Raw genomic sequence first — 17,537 nt, forward strand, 5'->3', positions numbered from 1 at the left:
CGCCCACCAGGGTGATGTTCTTGCCCATGGCCTGGAACAGTGGCAGCGCGCGTTCGAAGGCGGCGCTGTCGCCACCGACCATGATGCTCAGGGTGGCGGCCTTGGCACCGACTTCACCACCGGAGACCGGGGCATCGAGGTACTGCGCGCCTTTTTCATTGATCTTCGCCGCGAACGCCTTGGTGGCGGTGGGGGAGATCGAACTCATGTCGATCACCACCTTGCCCGCGCCCACGCCCGCCGCGACGCCATCGGCGCGGAACAGCACGTCGTCGACCTGCGGCGTGTCCGGAACCATGACGATGATGAACTCGGCTTCCTGGGCCACTTCCTTCGGGTTGGCCAAGGCCACCGCGCCGCCGGCCAGCAGATCGGCCGGGGCCGCGTTGTGGTGCTGGGACAGGAACAGGCTGTGACCGGCCTTTTGCAGGTTCAGTGCCATGGGGTGGCCCATGATGCCGGTACCGATGAATCCGATTTTAGCCATGAGAAAATCCTCTTGTTGTTATCGCTGCTTCAGGCAAATGAGGGACTGCTTTCCTGTGGGAGCGAGTCGGGTCAGATCGCGTTATGGGTCTTCAGCCAGCCCAGGCCGGCTTCAGTGGTGGTCAATGGCTTGTATTCGCAACCGACCCACCCCTGGTAGCCGATGCGATCCAGGTGTTCGAACAGGAAGCGGTAGTTGATCTCGCCCGTACCCGGCTCGTTGCGGCCCGGGTTGTCCGCCAGTTGCACGTGGTTGATCTCGCCCAGGTGCGCCGACAGTGTTCGGGCCAGATCGCCTTCCATGATTTGCATGTGATAGATGTCGTATTGCAGGAACAGGTTGGCGCTGCCTACCTGCTCACGGATCGACAGGGCCTGGGCGGTGTTGTTCAGGAAGAAACCCGGGATGTCGCGGGTGTTGATGGCTTCCATCACCAGCTTTATGCCGGCGCCCTGGAGCTTTTCGGCGGCGTACCTCAGATTGGCAACGAAAGTTTGTTCTAAAATTGCCTCGTCACAGTTTTGCGGACGGATCCCGGCCAGGCAATTGACCTGGGTATTGCCCATCACCTTGGCATAGGCGATCGCCCGGTCGACCCCGGCGCAGAATTCCTCAACCCGGTCCGGCAGGCAGGCAATGCCGCGCTCGCCTTTGGCCCATTCGCCGGCCGGCAGGTTGAACAGCACCTGGGTCAAGCCGTTGCCGTCGAGCAGGGCCTTGAGCTCGGCAGAGCTGTAATCGTAAGGAAACAGGTACTCGACACCACTGAAACCGGCCTTGGCGGCCGCTTCGAAACGGGCGAGGAAGTCCTGCTCGGTAAACAGCATGGACAGGTTCGCGGCGAAACGCGGCATGATGGTCTCCCATAAATTTGCAAGCCCCCGTGGGAGCAATCAATTGTTAGTCCAGCAATGAAGTGGCCGTCGGTGCATCGTTGCCGACCAGCGCCAATTCTTCGAATTCATTGACGGCGTTGATCTCGGTGCCCATGGAAATGTTGGTCACTCGCTCCAGAATAATCTCGACGACCACCGGAACTTTGAACTCTTCGATCATCCGCTCGGCTTTGCGAAGAGCAGGGGCAATTTCAGACGGTTCGAACACACGTATAGCCTTGCAGCCAAGGCCCTCGGCCACAGCGATGTGGTCTACGCCATAACCGTTGAGTTCCGGGGCGTTGAGGTTGTCGAACGATAGCTGCACGCAGTAATCCATGTCGAAACCGCGCTGTGCCTGGCGAATCAAGCCCAGGTAGGAATTGTTCACCACGACATGGATGTAAGGCAGCTTGAACTGCGCACCCACCGCCAGCTCTTCGATCATGAACTGGAAATCATAGTCGCCCGACAGCGCCACGACCTTGCGGCTCGGGTCGGCCTTGACCACCCCCAGCGCGGCCGGAATCGTCCAGCCCAAAGGACCCGCTTGGCCGCAGTTGATCCAGTGGCGTGGTTTGTAAACATGAAGGAACTGCGCCCCGGCGATCTGCGACAGACCGATGGTGCTGACATAGCAGGTGTCCTTGCCGAACACTTGGTTCATTTCCTCGTAGACACGCTGCGGCTTCACCGGCACGTTGTCGAAGTGGGTCTTGCGCTGCAGGTTGGCTTTGCGTTGCTGGCAATCCTGGAGCCAGGCAATGCGATCCTTCAGCTTGCCATCGGCTTGCCACTCACGAGCCACTTCGATGAATACGGTAAGGGCCAAGGCCGCGTCGGAAACGATGCCCAGGTCAGGCGTAAACACACGGCCGATCTGTGTGCCCTCGATGTCGACGTGGATGAACGTGCGGCCTTCGGTGTAGACATCCACCGAGCCGGTATGACGATTGGCCCAACGATTACCGATACCCAACACCAAGTCGGATTTGAGCATCGTCGCGTTACCGTAGCGATGGGACGTCTGCAAGCCGACCATACCGACCATCAGCGGGTGATCGTCCGGTATGGTGCCCCAGCCCATCAAGGTCGGAATCACCGGGATGCCGGTCAGTTCGGCAAACTCCACTAGGAGTTTGCTGGCATCGGCGTTGATGATGCCGCCTCCAGCTACCAGCAATGGGCGCTCAGCCTGATTCAGCATCGCCAAGGCCTTCTCGATCTGCACCCGGTTGGCGGCTGGCTTGGCCAGGGGCAGCGGCTGATAGGCGTCGATGTCAAATTCGATTTCGGCCACCTGCACGTCAAACGGCAGGTCTATCAGGACTGGTCCAGGGCGACCGGAGCGCATTTCATAGAAGGCTTTTTGAAACGCGTACGGCACCTGACCTGGCTCCATGACGGTGGTCGCCCATTTAGTCACTGGTTTGACGATGGCGGTGATGTCGACGGCCTGGAAGTCTTCCTTGTGCATACGAGCGCGGGGGGCTTGCCCAGTGATGCAGAGGATCGGAATTGAGTCGGCCGACGCGCTGTAAAGGCCAGTGACCATGTCGGTCCCAGCAGGGCCGGAGGTGCCGATGCACACGCCAATTTTGCCGGCCTTGGCGCGGGTATAACCCTCCGCCATGTGCGAAGCGCCTTCCACGTGACGAGCGAGGACGTGATCAATACCACCGTTTCTCTGCAAGGCGGAGTACAGCGGGTTGATCGCGGCACCCGGGATGCCGAAAGCGGTGTCCACACCTTCACGGCGCATCACCAAAACGGCTGCATCTATTGCTCTTATTTTTGCCATGGTGTAGTCCTAGGGCCGAACCCATATCTTTTGTAGAGGTCTGCAGTTTGGATTAGCTTTTTAAGGCGATGAACCCCCAAATAATGCTTTCTGTCGATATAAAAGGTATCGAATGGCTCGTTACACAGAACTCCACAGCTTCATTCAAATTGCTCAAAAGGGCAGCTTTGCAGCCGCGGCGCTCAGTGAAGGGGTAACGCCTGCCATGTTGGGACGGAGACTGGACTCTCTAGAGAGACGTCTGGGTGTGAAGTTGATGCATCGTTCAACCCGTGGGCTGCACCTGACCGAATTGGGTGAGCAATTGCTTGAGAGAGCGAGGTCGCTGATACGGGAATTTGATGATATCGAGGCGGACATCAGCAGCAGTGCGAAACGGGTTACCGGAAACTTGCTTTTGTCCGCGCCAGCTGGGTTTGGACGCTTGCACGTTGCGCCACATGCTTTGGCTTTTCACCGTCAGTTCCCGCACCTGAAGCTGTCTTTCAATCTCACTGACAGCCTGGTGGATTTGGTGGGGGAGGGTTATGACATGAGTATTAGGATCGGTCCGGTGACAGATCCAAACTATGTTGCCATTAAATTGTTCTCTAATCGGCGGGTCGTGTGCGGGACGCCTGCGTATTTCAAGGCGCATGGAACGCCGACAACACTAGAGGAGTTAGCTGGACACAACTGCCTGGCGTTTACTTCCCAAGGCGGTCAGCAGCGGGGATGGACCTTTCAGCAAGACGGCAGAGCAGTGGCCATACGCGTCGGCGGCAATCTAGCCTGCAACGATGGAGAACTGCTCTTTGCATGGATGCGCCAAGGAGTAGGGATTGGATGGCGATCTACGTGGGAGATCCAGAGAGAGCTCATGAGCGGGGAGCTCGTTACGGTACTCGATGACTTCGCCCTTCCTAATTATGACATCCAGGCCGTATACCCACAGCAACGATACTTACCTGCCAAGGTACGACACTTTATCGATTTTCTAAAAGCCGTTTACCAGCAACCTGGATACTGGTAGCGATTCGCTCTGGAATGCACCTGTTTTAAGCGCGTTATGACGGATTTACCGCTAAAAATGTCGCTCCACTGCGCCGTTCCGGCGCCTGGTCAGGGTGATAGCTTTTTATGATCAGATTCAATCGGCAATAAGAATTTGACGTTATCGGTGCCGAGAGCAACGATTGCCACAGCGCGATGAGCACGCTCCATACGATGTCGGAAGGATCCTGAACGAACGTTCTGAGAAACGAAAGGAAGAACGGACATTCAGAGTTGTGTGCATTAAGCCGAGTATCCCTACAACAAAAAAAGTGGCGTATAGCCGACCGTAATACTTGAATCTGTCTATTACGTTAGTTGTACGCATACAATTCGAAGGAGAAAGGAAATGGCAGTTAGTTTAGAGGCTGAAAGCGTGGCGAGTGTCAAGAGTGCGCCGATCAAGCTATCAGGGAGTATGGGTGCGCTCAGTTTAGCCATGACGGTTCTGGCATTTTCGGCGCCTTTGACGACAGTGGCAGGGTATATCCCTGTTTCTCTGATGTTCGGTGGTATCGCATCGCCGTTGCTCTTTATAATCGTCGGTATAATGATGTTGCTGTTCGGTATCGGTTACGTGACTTTGAATAACGCGGTCAAGCGACCGGGTGATTTCTACGCCTTCATCAGCTATGGCTTGGGCAAATCGGCAGGCTTGGGTTCTGGCATCGCCGCAGCCTTGTCCTATTTCATGCTGCTGGCGGGCGTCACTTCCTATTTCGGCGTTTCTTGTGCCGAACTCCAAAAAAGCCTAACCGGTACCGCGTTGCCCTGGTACGTGTTTACTTTGGGATGCTGGGCCGCTGTTGGTATTCTTGGTTATTTGCATGTGGAGCTTTCGGCCAAGGTGCTCTTCTGGGTGATGCTGACTGAAATTGTCATTTGCCTCGCGTTCGCTTTTGGTGTGCTCCAGGCAGGCGGCAATGGAGAGCTCGCCACCGGTGCTCCGTTCGCGCCGGGAGAGTTGACGAAAGAAGGGGTGAATATTCCCTTCGCAATGTTGTTTGCGGTCTCTTTCTTCATGGGGTTCGAGGCGACGGCACTGTTTCGTGACGAATGCAAAAATCCGGATATCACCATACCTCGTGCCACCTACGGCTCGATCATCTTCATTGGGATTCTTTACACGCTTTGCGCGTATGCGATGATCATGGCGTACGGTCACACGGCGCAGGCTGTGGCGACCGACAGTCCTGCGACTATGTTCCCCAATGCTTTCGGTCTTTTCGTCGATAACCGTGTCCAGGTAATCATCACTATCTTGGTGCTGAGCTCGGCATTTGCTGCGAGTCTGTCGACGCACAATGTTCTCTCGCGCTATCTATTTAATCTGGGAACAGACGGTGCTATCCCACGCTTTTTCAGTAACATCCATACTCGGCACTCGTCCCCGTTCGCAGCGTCCATGGCGGTGTCGCTCATGGTGCTGGCCATTCTGATCCCGTTCATCGTGATGAATGTGCGGCCAGAATTTTTGTATGGTCAGCTCTCTGGATTAGGGACCTCCGGGGTCATCATCCTGATGACTATCGTCAACCTGTCCGCTTTGACTTGGTACGTACGTCGTGGCAAGCAAGAGGGCGCAAGTTTTCTCAAAGCATTCCTGGCTCCGGCAATATCCACGATTTTCTTCGTCTCGCTGGTCGGTTTAGTGGCGTACCACTTCCACTTGCTGGTAGGCGGCGAGCCGGGCGAGCGGCGTTGGATGCTGTATTGCCTGATTGGAGTTCTGTTTGCCGGCATGGGGCTAGCTCAGTTTTACAAGTTCAAGCGCCCAGAAGTATTCGCGCGATTGGGGCGTGCTCATCACTGTTAACATTGGGAAGCGTTGAAATGAGAAACGGGGCCTTGGCCCCGTTTCGCATTTCAGCATTCACTGCTTTCAGATGCGCCAGTAATCGGCGGCAACCTTCTGTGCGAGCTGAGCGACGATACGGTTTAGTGGCATATCGGGTCGCTCGATAAAGCTCGCTGTAAATGACATGACTGGCATCTCATGTGGAGTATTGACGATTTCAAGTTTTCCACTTGCGAGCTCTTCAGCAACGACGTGCTGAGGAATAGCAGCGATACCAATGCCGTCGAGTGTCATGCGCACGATTGATGACAGGGAGGAATTGGCGAAAATTTTTGTTCGGTGCAGATTCTCTCGTTCAAACATTTCCTTGAGTTGCCAATAAGGTCGGGTGACTCGGGCATAGGTAATGATTGGGAATTCAGCTAATACTGCCAGGCTGGGGGTGTCGGTACCAATATCTAGCTCTTTAGATTTGATCCAAGTGATCGGGTATTGGCACAGCGGTAGATTTTCCGCATTGCCTATGTTCACAGGGCCCATCAGCAGCGCAACATCGAGGCTAAAGTCTGCCAGGCCCGCCGTCATGTTGGTTGTGCTGTCCACCACTATCTCTAGAGTTATTTCCGGATACTCACGGTTTAAATGCTTGAGCAGATCGGAAAGCCATGCGTGCACGATGGTGTCAGAGGCGCCTAAGCTTACGGTGCCTCGAAGCCCTCCATGACCGGCAACTGCCTCGATCATCTCGTTTTCAAGCGCAAACATTCGTTCCGCATAGGTCAGCAATTCCCGGCCTTGGGGCGTAAGAAAACATCCTCGTTTGTCTCGCTCCAGAAGCCGGCATTTCAGATGGCGCTCGAGCTGCGCGATACGCGCTGACACCGCTGGCTGAGAGGTGTGAAGCTTCTCCGCCGCCTTGTGAAATCCTCCTTGTTGAGCGACCGCATAAAACGTCTGAAGGCTTCTCAAGTCGATCATTCAGTGTCTCTCTATCATGGTTCGTCAGCTTGTTGTCTCGCCAGATGGCGTCCTAGACAGGTTACCGCAGCAAACTAAATGGTGAATCTTTTTTCAAGATCTCCCACTCAAGCGGAAAAGTCGAATGATTTGATAAGCGGACGTTATCTCAAGCAATCCGCAATCACAATTGGACGTTATCAGTGCTGCGCGCGACGATGGGTTCACAGGTTTTGGTTCCCGCCGCGTCCATGGGAAGCTGATGTCGAGTGTATGGTGTAGGCCAAAGCTCTATTTGCTACTTACAAAAAATCCGAAAGCAAAGTTCGAATGAGGAGAAGTGGAATGTTCTCGCAACATTTATCACGTGAACGGTTGCTCGAAGCCTATCGGGCCATGCAGACCATCCGCGTTTTCGAAGAGCGCATCATGATTGAGATGGGGACCGGTGATATCCCTGGGAACACCCACTTGTACGCTGGTCAGGAAGCAAGTGCGGTGGGCGTGTGCATGCATTTGTCTGATGAGGACTATATCTCTTCCACCCACCGTGGACACGGCCACTGTATTGCAAAGGGCTGTGACATCGTCGGTATGATGGCTGAAATTTTCGGCAAGGCCACTGGCACTTGTGGTGGTAAAGGCGGTTCGCAACATATTGCCGATCTGCGCAAAGGGATGCTCGGTGCCAACGGCATTGTTGCGGGTGGTGCACCGATCACCTGTGGCGCAGCGCTGACTGCCAAGCTAACGGGGACCAAGCATGTTGCCATAGCATTCGCCGGCGACGGTGCGATGAACGAGGGAGCCATGGCAGAAAGCCTCAACTTGGCAAAAATCTGGATGCTCCCAATGGTGTTCGTCATTGAAGACAATGGTTTTGGCGAAGCGACCGCAAATGAATTCGTGTCGGCCGGTACTTTTACTGGGCGAGCTGCTGGTTACGGTATCCCTGCCGCAGAAGTAGATGGCACTGATCTGTTCAAGGTCTATAGCGTCGCCGGTGAGGCGATTGAGCGTGCCCGTAATGGTGGCGGTCCGAGTCTGATTCATGTTCATGTCCCTCGTTATTACGGCCACTACAGTGGTGATCCGGACAGTTACCGCACCCCCGAAGAAAAGAAAGCCATGCGCCTCGAACAAGATTGCCTGACCAAGTTCCGTGCCGCGGTCGAATCGCAGTCCCTACAGGATGCACTGAAAGCCATTGATGAGGAGATCGAGCAAGCAGTGAATGAAGCAGTTTCTGCTGCTCGCGCCGCGCCGCTTCCTCCGCTTTCGGCACTCACCTCTGACGTCTACGTCAAGTACCTGTAAGGAGCTTCGTAATGGCTAAAATTTCTTATCGTCAGGCTCTCAACGATGCCCTTCACTTGGAAATGGCACGCGATCCGAAAGTAATCATGATGGGGGAGGATCTGACCGGTGGTGCCGGTGCCAATGGTGTTAAAGACGCGTGGGGCGGTCCTTTTGGCGTAACGCGCGGGCTATTGGGGGCTTTCGGTCCGGAACGAGTGCGCGATACACCGATCAGCGAAACAGCATTCGTTGGTGCGGCTGCGGGTGCTGCGCTCACCGGCATGCGTCCGATTGCCGAGCTGATGTTTGTAGACTTTGCAGGTGTGTGTCTCGATCAAATCGTCAATCAGATCGCGAAGTTTCGGTACATGTTTGGTGGTCACGCACGTACCCCTCTGGTGATTCGGGCAACGTTTGGGGCGGGCACCCGTTCGGCAGCTCAACATACCCAGGCCTTCTACCCAGTGTTCACGCACTTCCCCGGTTTGAAAGTGGTGATTCCATCGAACCCTTACGATGCCAAAGGGCTTTTGTTGCAGGCGATCCGCGATGATGATCCGGTTATTTTCCTGGAGCACAAAATGCTTTACGACATGGTTGGTGAAGTGCCGGATGGCGCTTACACCGTCCCGTTTGGTGAGGCCCGGGTAGTTCGCGATGGGAATGACGTGCTGTTAATTGCCTTTGGCAGAATGGTTCAAGTCGCTGAAGAAGCTGCTCGCAAACTCGCATCGGAAGGTGTGTCTGCTTGTGTGATTGACCCTCGGACCACCTCGCCGCTAGATGAAGACACTCTGCTGGAGTTCACCGAAGAGATCGGCCGCGTCGTCATCATTGATGAGGCTAATCCGCGCTGTGGCATGGCGGCGGATATCTCGGCCCTGCTTGCCGACAAATGTTTCCACGCCCTGAAGGCGCCTATCAAGATGGTAACGGCTCCTCACTCGCCGGTCCCTTACGCGCCGAACTTGGAAGATGCCTATGTTCCTAATGCCGACGCTGTGATCAAAGCGGTCAAGTCCATCATTTAGAGGTTGGGTCTATGTCTATCGAAGCAATCACCATTCCCAAGTGGGGAATGACCATGACCGAAGGGTTGTTGGCTGAGTGGATGGTAGCGGTCGGTGATCGGATCGAGCGCGGTCAAGAAATTATGGAGGTCGAGTCGACCAAGACTACCAATGCGGTGGAGTCTCCAGTCAGCGGCACATTGCGCAGGATTGTGGTGCCCGAGGGAGATACCGCCCCGGTAGGCGCATTGGTGGCTGTTGTCGCAGACGACAGCGCCACTGATGAAGACATTGATGCTTTCATTGCTCAGTTTGCGAGCTCGATCAAGCAGGATGCTGACGAAGAGTCTGGCGCAGTTGCGGCAAAGAAAATCGATGTCGGCGACGGTACGGTCATCAACGCATTGGTCATCGGGCCCGAAAGCGAAAACACGGTGGTTTTGCTTCACGGTTTTGGTGGTGATCTGTCCACGTGGATGTTCAACCAGGACGCGCTCGCCAAAGATTTTCGCGTATTGGCGTTGGATCTTCCCGGTCATGGCGCATCGACGCCCATTAGCGGGGGGGATGTGCTGGGTTCCTTGACCGACGCGGTCGAGAAAGCGATCGATAGCCTGGCTAAAGGCAAGCTCCATCTAATAGCACATTCCTTCGGCGGGGCTGTTGCTGCTGCCTTGACTGAGCGCAAGGGCGAAGCTGTCGCGTCGCTTAGCCTTCTAGCGCCTATTGGCCTGAGTACCTCCATTAATAAACTATTCCTTGATGATTTCGTCACCGCTGAGCGACGCCGTCCGCTGAAGGAAGTATTGGAGCGACTGTTCGCCGATCCGTCGAAAATTAGCAATGACATGGTCGAGGCGACCCTGCAGTTCAAGCGACTGGAAGGTGTTCCTGCGGCCCTCGGAGCAATTAAAGACGTAATTGCCAACGAACAAGGGCAAGTGCAATCGATTACGGCGACGTTGAGTAAGTTCAGAGGTCCCGTGCTGCTGATTTGGGGTGAACGCGACGAGATTGTGCCAATGCCAACGGAATCTGAAGTTCCACAAAACGTCATACTTAATATACTGCCGAGCGTAGGCCATATGCCTCAAATGGAATCGACCGCAGAGGTTAATCGGCTGCTTATTGAAAATATCGCAAAAGCAAAGTAACGCTTACTTCTGATCTGGCGCCTCGATGTTGGAGGCGCCAGAAAAATTTGAATATGTAATTTTCGTATAGGCGGATAAAATGGCCAATCGATTGAAGGGTAAGTGCGTCCTTTTGACGGGGGGAGTTGCCAACATAGGATTGGCAATCCTGGACTCTTTTGTTGCCGAAGGCGCCACTGTAGCGGTGGTTGATATTGACGAAAAACGCGGCATGGAAATACAAAGTCGTCACCCGAGATCAGTTAAGTTTTTCCGGGCGGACCTTTCGCGCGAGAGCGAAATCCGCGAAGTCGTAAATAACGCCGCAGGTTGGCTTGGTGGTATAAATACTTTGTGTCTGAATGCTGGCGTTCAGTTATCCGGTAATATTGAAGATTTTGCTATGGAAGCTTGGGATAAAGTATTTGCCATCAACGTGAGGGCTAATTTCGTATTTATTCAAGAATCCTTGCCTTATTTGCGCGAAGCAACAAACTCATCTGTCGTGTTGATGTCTTCATTGGCTGGCAAACGAGGAGGGCCAGGTCTGAGTTGTTATTCTGCATCAAAGGCAGCAATTATTGGGCTTACTAATTCGCTGGCCATTGAGCTGGCTAAAGATGGCGTGCGGGTTAACGCCGTATGCCCAGGATGGATTGATACGCCGTTCAATCAGCCAATCATCGACTTCATGGGCGGTAAGAGCAAACAGGATTCGGTCGTTCAAGCGAACATTCCATTGGGACGTCAAGCGACCCCAAATGAGGTGGCGCCCCTATTTGTATATCTGGCGTCCGACGAATCCTCTTACGTCACCGCACAGGCAATCAATGTGTGTGGCGGCGCTTATAACTGATATGAGGTAGGTGTCATGGCGAAAAAAATTACGCATGAGACAGCACTTCTTGGTTTGACTGCTGGCATACGAAAAGCGAAAGAGCTGAATCAGCGCTCAACGCTCTCGGTGGTCGACGAAGGAGGTCATCTAATCGCCTCGATCCGTGTGGACGATGCTGCATTTGGCACCATTGAAATTGCACAGAACAAAGCCTATACGGCTGCAGCATTTCGACAGCCCACGGCTGCATGGATGGATGTTGTACAGCCGGGAGCTGCGTTGTACGGGCTTGAACGTTCATGCTCTCGTCCGTTTGTGGTGTTCGGCGGTGGATTTCCAGTCTTTGACGGCGACTCAGTCATCGGTGGTGTGGGTGTTTCCGGCGGCCCTGTAGAGGCCGACGAAGCGATTGCAAATGTGATCGTTTCGGCAATCCAAGAAAAATAGATATGCATACCTTGATACTGCCGAACAGGTGACAGTCGATGGAACCGATTAAAGCGATGCAAACGAAGTCAGCGCAGGAAGTCCGTCAAATGATTCGGGACGGTCAGTTACGTGGCCCAACGAGCGGTTACGCTGACGGCTACATGCAGGCAAACCTAATGATTTTGCCAGCTCAATATGCAGCTGATTTCAAAGGGTTTTGTGACAAGAATCCCAAGAGCTGCCCGCTGGTAGCCATGGGGAGGCCTGGAGACCCTTCTTTACCTTTAGCGGGCGACATCGACATCAGGACTGATGTGGCACGTTATCGTGTATATCGGCAGGGGGTTCATATCGACACGGTGGATAACCTGCTGAGTATCTGGAGAGATGATCTCGTCATCTTCGCGCTCGGCTGCTCTTTCTCATTCGAAAACGCTATTTTGAATGCGGGTATTGAGATCAGGCATATCACGGCCAAGCGCAACGTTCCCATGTACAAGACGAATTTACCAACGGTGCAGAACGGGCCGTTCAAAGGGAACATGGTCGTATCCATGCGAGCCTTTAGCCCAAGCGATCTGGTTCAAGCTATTTTGCTGTCGTCGCGTTTCCCACTCGCGCACGGTGCCCCGGTGCACATTGGTAATCCTGAAGAAATCGGTATCAAAGACATCTATCAGCCTGACTTCGGTGACGTTCCGGTTATTCAGGAAGGCGACATTCTCGGTTTTTGGGCATGTGGAGTCACCCCGCAAATGGCTATCCAACAAGCTAATGTGGACATCGCCATTACCCACGAGCCTGGTTACATGTTGGTAACCGATTTACCCGCTGATGCTAACGAGTTGTCAGTGGCTTGATATTCAGTTTTGTGCGTTCACAGAAACTAAGTTCAAGGAGGCTGAATGTCTGAGCATGTTGTGGATCTGGAGTGGAGTGCTGCGGCGCACTCGACCAAGCCGGAAACCTATAGTCGCGACCTGATAGTTCACGTCAGTCCAGAGGTGAAGATCATGGCCTCAGCGGCTGTGGACTACTTGGGTTCGTCGGAGAAAGCCGATCCCGAGCAACTCCTGGTTAGTGCCCTCGCGAGTTGCCATATGTTGTATTTCCTTGCACTCGCAGAAGGTCAGGGATATGTGGTCAGCACCTATACTGACAACGCCGTGGGCGTGGTCGACAAGCGTGATGAAGGTGGCTTTTGGGTATCGGAAATAACCCTCAATCCAAAGGTCCAGTTCAGCTCGGATAAGCAACCTGATGCGCGCACTCTTGAGCGACTGCACCATCGCGCGCACAAGGGATGTTTTATTGCCAACTCGATCAAGACCAAAGTTTCGGTGCGAGTCGGTTAAATCGATAGTGATTAATAAAGTGAAGAGGTGACGTATGAGCAATAAGTTGGTTGTGGTTGCAACGGTTACAGCTCAGCCGGGTAAAGAGGTCGAGCTAAGGGCGGCGCTGCAGACGCTGGTACCAGTCGCCAAGACCGAGAAGGGGTTCGTGCAGTATGACCTGCATGTCTCCAATGAAAATGCAGGTGAGTTTCTGTTCTACGAAATTTGGGATGACGAGGCAGCGTTGCAACTGCATTCGAGCAGCGATTTTTCGAAGGCCTTCGGTGAGAAATATGGCCATTTGATCAAGGCGTCGACCCTGACGAAATACACGCGCGTTTCTTAAGTTGCTGCGAATAGGTGCCCGTGTTTTATGACTAATGTTGAGACATAAACAATATGGTTAGTATCGACCTCAACAGCGACCTTGGTGAGAGCTTCGGCCCATGGCCGATGGGTGATGATTCAGCGATGCTGGATCTGGTATCCAGTGCCAACATCGCCTGCGGATTCCACGCAGGAGACCCAGCAGGCATCTTGTCTGTAATTAGGGAGGCAATGTCTCGCCGTGTCGTCATTGGAGCCCATGTAGGCTACCGTGATCTCGTCGGCTTCGGTCGCCGGGCAATGGAGCCTTCTAGCGCCGAGCTGATTGGGGATGTGATTTACCAGATTGGTGCGCTTCAAGGTTTAGCCAAAGCGGCGGGCACTTCCATCCACTACGTGAAACCCCATGGTGCGCTTTACAACACAATCGCCAACGATGCTCGACAGGCTTCGGATGTAATTGCAGCGATCAAGGCAATCGATCCTGAGCTTACCTTGCTGGCGTTGGCAGGGGCGCCGATTGTTCAACAGGCACGTCAAGCAGGACTTCGAGTGGTCTGCGAGGCATTCGCCGATCGGGCTTACAGCGCCGACGGCTCGTTGGTGAACCGGCGACTCCCAGGTGCCGTAATTCACGATCCGGAAGTGATCGCAAAACGCATGCTGCGACTCGTAAAGGACCGAGTGATTGAGTCAATTGACGGCGTAGAAATTACTATTGAAGCCGACTCGATCTGCATCCACGGAGACAATGCGACTTCTGTTGCGACGGCCCGTGTGTTGAAAGAAGCGTTCATTGCCAATGGCGTTCATATCGCCAGTTTCATTCCTGGAGTGAACGGAGGTGGGCGTGAGTGATTTCCTGCAGTTCCGGCGAGCCGGATGTACAGGAGTGCTGATTGAGTTGCCAGATTTAGACACTACTCTGGCAATGTTCGAGGCTATTGTTGCTGCGGTTTTCGAGGGGATAGAGGAGATAATTCCCGGCGCCCGGACGTTACTTGTTCGTTTCGATCCACTGGTCATAAGCCATGACGACCTGGTCAGGTTGATCAGTGGCGTTGAGTTGGATCGCCGAGCCCAGTCTGTAGGGCAGTTGATCGAAATTCCGGTCATTTATGATGGCGAAGACTTGGAATTTGTAGCGTCTCACCTGGGCTGGACTGTGGAGGAACTGATACGCCGCCACAGCGCCGCCACGTTCACCGTCGCTTTTACTGGATTCGCGCCAGGTTTTGCTTACATGACCTGTGACGACGATCAGTTGGATGTACCGCGTCGGAATAGCCCGCGAGTGCGAATTCCTGCCGGCTCTGTTGCGGTTGCAGGACCATTTTGCGGTGTTTACCCCACAGACAGTCCGGGCGGCTGGCAGTTGCTTGGCACGACTCCCTCTATGATGTGGGATTTGAACCGTGAGCGCGCCGCATTGCTGGCGCCGGGTGATCGGGTTCGCTTTCGCGAGGTCAGGAAAGGAGATTGCATTTCCGCAGAAGCTGCGGCGCAGGCATTTTCTAAACCGCGACCCAAAGGCTCCGTCGGTTTGCAAATTATTTCCACGGATCGTCCGGCCCTCTATCAAGATGCAGGACGACCAGGCTTAGGTAATCAGGGCGTCTCCGAATCAGGCGCCGCCGACCTTGCTGCTCTGCGTACTGCGAATGAGTTACTGGGTAATGTGCTTGACTCAGTCGCGGTCGAAATCACTTATGGCGGGTTCTCCCTGAAGGCAGGCGAGCCTGTAACTTGTGCCGTGACCGGCGCTGATGTACCCATTCGCATTGGGTCTGCACATGGACGCACCGTAGAAGTCTCCCCAGGTGTCGCTTTTGCTCTTGATGCTGGTGACCTTTTGACCCTTGGTGTGCCGCTCTCAGGCGTACGTAGCTACCTGGCAATACGGGGTGGGTTTGACGTGGATAGAGTGTTGGGATCAAGGTCCACCGACACACTGGCTAAATTGGGACCAGCACCAATCAAAGCAGGAGACATCCTGCTGCCTGCCAACGAGACTTGTGTTTCGATCTACCCATATCCTCTAGCTGGTACATCGCTCCCTTGTGGAAGCGACCTTATTACCATTGACGTTGTGATGGGGCCTCGTACTGATTGGTTCACGTCAGAATCCGTTTCGATCTTCTTCAGCCAGCCGTGGACGGCCACTACCGAATCGAGTCGTGTAGGTATACGCCTGCAGGGGGCTCAAGCGCTGGTTCGTGCCCGGCAAGATGAACTGCCTTCCGAAGGCACCTGTGCTGGCTCAATCCAGATTCCAGCAAGCGGTCAGCCCGTGTTGTTTCTAACCGATCACCCGCTTACGGGCGGCTATCCGGTAATAGCTGTGGTGGCTTCGCATCACCTGAGTCTGGCTGCGCAGATCCCTATTGGCTGCAAGATTCACTTCAACCCAATAGTGGATTTCCAGGTTATCGCTAAGGAACAAGAATAATGAAAAAATTATTGATCGCTAACCGCGGTGAAATCGCTATCCGTGTCATGCGTGCCGCTCGGGATTATGGTGTCGAGTCGGTGGCCATCTATTCCGACGCTGATGCTGAGTCGTTGCACGTCCAGCTTGCACAAGAGGCCTATGGGCTGGGTCCGGGCAAGCCGGGCGACACCTACCTAAATATTTCCAAGATCATTGACATTGCCAAGCGTGCCGGCGCTGATGCCGTTCATCCAGGCTATGGATTTCTCTCTGAGCGCGCCGAGTTCGCACAGGCCGTAATCGACGCGGGATTGATCTGGGTCGGACCTTCGCCTTCGGTGATTATGTCACTGGGGGACAAGGTCGAAGCCCGACGTATTGCACAAGCCGTCGGTGCTCCACTGGTCAAAGGTACTCCAGGTCCTTTGGCGAATGCCGCAGAAGCCATAGCCTTCGCCAAGGAAGCGGGTTTGCCGTTGGCGATTAAAGCTGCGTTTGGCGGCGGCGGTCGCGGAATGAAGGTTGCTCACAAGCTGGAAGTGGTGGGCGACCTGTTCAATTCCGCGGTGCGTGAGGCCGTAGAAGCATTTGGCCGTGGCGAATGCTATGCCGAACAATTTCTTGAGCGCCCACGACATATCGAAGCGCAAGTCATCGCCGATCAGCACGGCAATACAGTAGTTCTAGGGACACGCGATTGTTCTCTCCAGCGTCGTAATCAGAAGTTGGTAGAGGAAGCGCCTGCGCCATTCATCACTACTGATCAGAGTCATCGAATTCATGAGGCGGCCCGGGCGATCTGTGCGCATGCCGGCTACACCGGCGCAGGCACGGTCGAATTTCTTTTATCGCGGAATGGAACAATCTCATTTCTTGAAGTGAATACTCGGTTGCAGGTCGAACATCCTGTCACCGAAGAGACCACGGGCATAGACATCGTTGTTGAACAGTTGCGCATCGCTGACGGGTTGCCATTGTCGATTACCAAGGCGCCAGAATTAAGGGGCCACGCTTTTGAGTTTCGTATCAATGCTGAAGACCCGGGGAGGGGGTTCTTGCCGACGCCGGGGCGAATCAAACTGTTCCGTGCTCCGTCCGGGCCGGGGGTTCGCGTCGAATCGGGAGTTGAGACGGGCTCCGTTATTCCCGGCCTTTACGACTCAATGATGGCTAAGCTGATCATCACGGGGTCTACGCGCGAGCAAGCAATTGCTCGTGCGCGTCGTGCGCTAAAAGAATTCACCATTGAGGGTGTTGCGTCGGTGCTGCCATTTCATCGGGCGGTATTGGAAGAAGCCTGTTTCAATGGCGATGCTGAATTCGGCGTTTACACCAACTGGATTGAAACCGAATTCAACGGTGTGCCGCCGAGCCCACGAATCGAGGCAGTAAATTCCGACTTGCATCGGTGCTTCATCGAAATAGACGGCAAACGGCACGAGTTGGGTATTCCCTCTTCATTGTTCAGCGGAGTGCCCGTTCCTACTTCATCGGGTACGTCACCCGCTGCGGGCGCTGAGGGTGATGTTACTGCGCCGATTCCTGGCACTTTACAACAGTGGCTGGTTGATGACGGTGCGACTGTAAGAAAGGGTGATGGAGTCGCGCTAATCGAAGCGATGAAAATGGAAACGTTGGTTGTTGCAGCGAGCGATGGCGTCATTACACAGAAGGTTTCGGCGGGAACGATGGTCTCAATAGGTCAGCCTCTGGCGGCCATTGCTCTTTATTGAGATCGCCATGAATTGCTATGCGGTTTGTTGTTGAAGTTCAGTGAAAACTC

At 54.3% G+C, this 17,537-nt stretch carries 17 protein-coding genes; 13 read left to right on the top strand and 4 right to left on the bottom strand.

Annotated elements, in window-relative coordinates:
* From J3361_RS02955 to gcl, 3 genes are all read right to left on the bottom strand, one after another.
* The coding region (locus J3361_RS02955; protein WP_207962420.1) for an NAD(P)-binding domain-containing protein at positions 1–487 on the bottom strand (487 nt) is incomplete at its 3' end.
* Between the two features lie 71 nt (positions 488–558).
* A complete protein-coding gene (gene hyi, locus J3361_RS02960) occupies positions 559–1,341 on the bottom strand; it encodes a hydroxypyruvate isomerase (protein ID WP_046061918.1) in 783 nt (260 codons plus the stop codon).
* 46 nt (positions 1,342–1,387) lie between these two features.
* Positions 1,388–3,163, bottom strand: coding sequence for a glyoxylate carboligase (gcl, locus tag J3361_RS02965; RefSeq protein WP_207962424.1), 1,776 nt, complete (start codon positions 3,161–3,163; stop codon positions 1,388–1,390).
* 112 nt (positions 3,164–3,275) lie between these two features.
* Between gcl and J3361_RS02970 the strand changes: the two genes are divergently transcribed.
* Together J3361_RS02970 and J3361_RS02975 are read left to right on the top strand one after the other, a co-directional pair.
* Complete coding sequence (locus J3361_RS02970) at positions 3,276–4,175, top strand: LysR family transcriptional regulator (RefSeq protein WP_207962425.1); 900 nt, start codon at positions 3,276–3,278, stop codon at positions 4,173–4,175.
* 369 nt (positions 4,176–4,544) lie between these two features.
* Positions 4,545–6,011, top strand: a complete 1,467-nt coding sequence (locus J3361_RS02975) for an APC family permease (protein ID WP_207962427.1) — start codon at positions 4,545–4,547, stop codon at positions 6,009–6,011.
* Between the two features lie 66 nt (positions 6,012–6,077).
* On the opposite strand, the gene J3361_RS02980 is transcribed toward J3361_RS02975, so the two are convergent.
* On the bottom strand, positions 6,078–6,971 hold the full coding sequence (locus J3361_RS02980; RefSeq protein ID WP_207962429.1) for a LysR family transcriptional regulator: 894 nt from the start codon (positions 6,969–6,971) through the stop codon (positions 6,078–6,080).
* 324 nt (positions 6,972–7,295) lie between these two features.
* On the opposite strand from J3361_RS02980, the gene J3361_RS02985 reads away from it, so the two are divergent.
* From J3361_RS02985 to J3361_RS03035, 11 genes are all read left to right on the top strand, one after another.
* A complete protein-coding gene (locus J3361_RS02985; RefSeq protein ID WP_225936062.1) occupies positions 7,296–8,267 on the top strand; it encodes a thiamine pyrophosphate-dependent dehydrogenase E1 component subunit alpha in 972 nt (323 codons plus the stop codon).
* Between the two features lie 11 nt (positions 8,268–8,278).
* On the top strand, positions 8,279–9,280 hold the full coding sequence (locus tag J3361_RS02990) for an alpha-ketoacid dehydrogenase subunit beta (RefSeq protein WP_046061912.1): 1,002 nt from the start codon (positions 8,279–8,281) through the stop codon (positions 9,278–9,280).
* An 11-nt stretch (positions 9,281–9,291) separates the two neighbouring features.
* The gene (locus tag J3361_RS02995) at positions 9,292–10,413 is read left to right on the top strand and encodes an acetoin dehydrogenase dihydrolipoyllysine-residue acetyltransferase subunit (RefSeq protein ID WP_046061911.1); all 1,122 of its coding nucleotides are present in this window, start codon (positions 9,292–9,294) and stop codon (positions 10,411–10,413) included.
* A gap of 79 nt (positions 10,414–10,492) precedes the next feature.
* Entirely contained in the window at positions 10,493–11,248 is a 756-nt protein-coding gene (locus J3361_RS03000; RefSeq protein WP_046061910.1) for an SDR family NAD(P)-dependent oxidoreductase, read from the top strand.
* 15 nt (positions 11,249–11,263) lie between these two features.
* A complete protein-coding gene (locus tag J3361_RS03005; protein ID WP_046061909.1) occupies positions 11,264–11,677 on the top strand; it encodes a heme-binding protein in 414 nt (137 codons plus the stop codon).
* A 38-nt stretch (positions 11,678–11,715) separates the two neighbouring features.
* Positions 11,716–12,519, top strand: a complete 804-nt coding sequence (locus J3361_RS03010; protein ID WP_200899316.1) for a putative hydro-lyase — start codon at positions 11,716–11,718, stop codon at positions 12,517–12,519.
* A 45-nt stretch (positions 12,520–12,564) separates the two neighbouring features.
* Positions 12,565–13,014, top strand: coding sequence for an OsmC family protein (locus tag J3361_RS03015; RefSeq protein WP_207962434.1), 450 nt, complete (start codon positions 12,565–12,567; stop codon positions 13,012–13,014).
* Between the two features lie 34 nt (positions 13,015–13,048).
* Positions 13,049–13,342, top strand: coding sequence for a putative quinol monooxygenase (locus J3361_RS03020; RefSeq protein ID WP_046061907.1), 294 nt, complete (start codon positions 13,049–13,051; stop codon positions 13,340–13,342).
* Positions 13,343–13,395: 53 nt separating this feature from the next.
* Positions 13,396–14,181: a 5-oxoprolinase subunit PxpA gene (locus J3361_RS03025; RefSeq protein WP_046061906.1), complete on the top strand. Its 786-nt coding sequence runs from the start codon at positions 13,396–13,398 to the stop codon at positions 14,179–14,181.
* Positions 14,174–15,772: an urea amidolyase family protein gene (locus J3361_RS03030; RefSeq protein ID WP_225936061.1), complete on the top strand. Its 1,599-nt coding sequence runs from the start codon at positions 14,174–14,176 to the stop codon at positions 15,770–15,772. Before J3361_RS03025 ends, J3361_RS03030 begins: the two co-directional genes overlap by 8 nt.
* Positions 15,772–17,487 carry a biotin carboxylase N-terminal domain-containing protein gene (locus J3361_RS03035; RefSeq protein ID WP_207962436.1) on the top strand — a complete coding sequence of 572 codons (1,716 nt, stop codon included), beginning with the start codon at positions 15,772–15,774 and terminating at the stop codon, positions 17,485–17,487. Before J3361_RS03030 ends, J3361_RS03035 begins: the two co-directional genes overlap by 1 nt.
* Positions 17,488–17,537 lie beyond the last annotated feature (50 nt).

It is taken from the genome of Pseudomonas sp. OA65 (genome assembly GCF_017498305.1).
GTDB lineage: Bacteria > Pseudomonadota > Gammaproteobacteria > Pseudomonadales > Pseudomonadaceae > Aquipseudomonas > Aquipseudomonas zanjanensis.

Bases quoted from the DNA above. Each gene is read 5' to 3' on its own strand.
- hyi (WP_046061918.1), bottom strand. From the start codon at position 1,341: ATGCCGCGTTTCGCCGCGAACCTGTCCATGCTGTTTACCGAGCAGGAC.
- gcl (WP_207962424.1), bottom strand. From the start codon at position 3,163: ATGGCAAAAATAAGAGCAATAGATGCAGCCGTTTTGGTGATGCGCCGT.
- J3361_RS02970 (WP_207962425.1), top strand. From the start codon at position 3,276: ATGGCTCGTTACACAGAACTCCACAGCTTCATTCAAATTGCTCAAAAG.
- J3361_RS02975 (WP_207962427.1), top strand. From the start codon at position 4,545: ATGGCAGTTAGTTTAGAGGCTGAAAGCGTGGCGAGTGTCAAGAGTGCG.
- J3361_RS02980 (WP_207962429.1), bottom strand. From the start codon at position 6,971: ATGATCGACTTGAGAAGCCTTCAGACGTTTTATGCGGTCGCTCAACAA.
- J3361_RS02985 (WP_225936062.1), top strand. From the start codon at position 7,296: ATGTTCTCGCAACATTTATCACGTGAACGGTTGCTCGAAGCCTATCGG.
- J3361_RS02990 (WP_046061912.1), top strand. From the start codon at position 8,279: ATGGCTAAAATTTCTTATCGTCAGGCTCTCAACGATGCCCTTCACTTG.
- J3361_RS02995 (WP_046061911.1), top strand. From the start codon at position 9,292: ATGTCTATCGAAGCAATCACCATTCCCAAGTGGGGAATGACCATGACC.
- J3361_RS03000 (WP_046061910.1), top strand. From the start codon at position 10,493: ATGGCCAATCGATTGAAGGGTAAGTGCGTCCTTTTGACGGGGGGAGTT.
- J3361_RS03005 (WP_046061909.1), top strand. From the start codon at position 11,264: ATGGCGAAAAAAATTACGCATGAGACAGCACTTCTTGGTTTGACTGCT.
- J3361_RS03010 (WP_200899316.1), top strand. From the start codon at position 11,716: ATGGAACCGATTAAAGCGATGCAAACGAAGTCAGCGCAGGAAGTCCGT.
- J3361_RS03015 (WP_207962434.1), top strand. From the start codon at position 12,565: ATGTCTGAGCATGTTGTGGATCTGGAGTGGAGTGCTGCGGCGCACTCG.
- J3361_RS03020 (WP_046061907.1), top strand. From the start codon at position 13,049: ATGAGCAATAAGTTGGTTGTGGTTGCAACGGTTACAGCTCAGCCGGGT.
- J3361_RS03025 (WP_046061906.1), top strand. From the start codon at position 13,396: ATGGTTAGTATCGACCTCAACAGCGACCTTGGTGAGAGCTTCGGCCCA.
- J3361_RS03035 (WP_207962436.1), top strand. From the start codon at position 15,772: ATGAAAAAATTATTGATCGCTAACCGCGGTGAAATCGCTATCCGTGTC.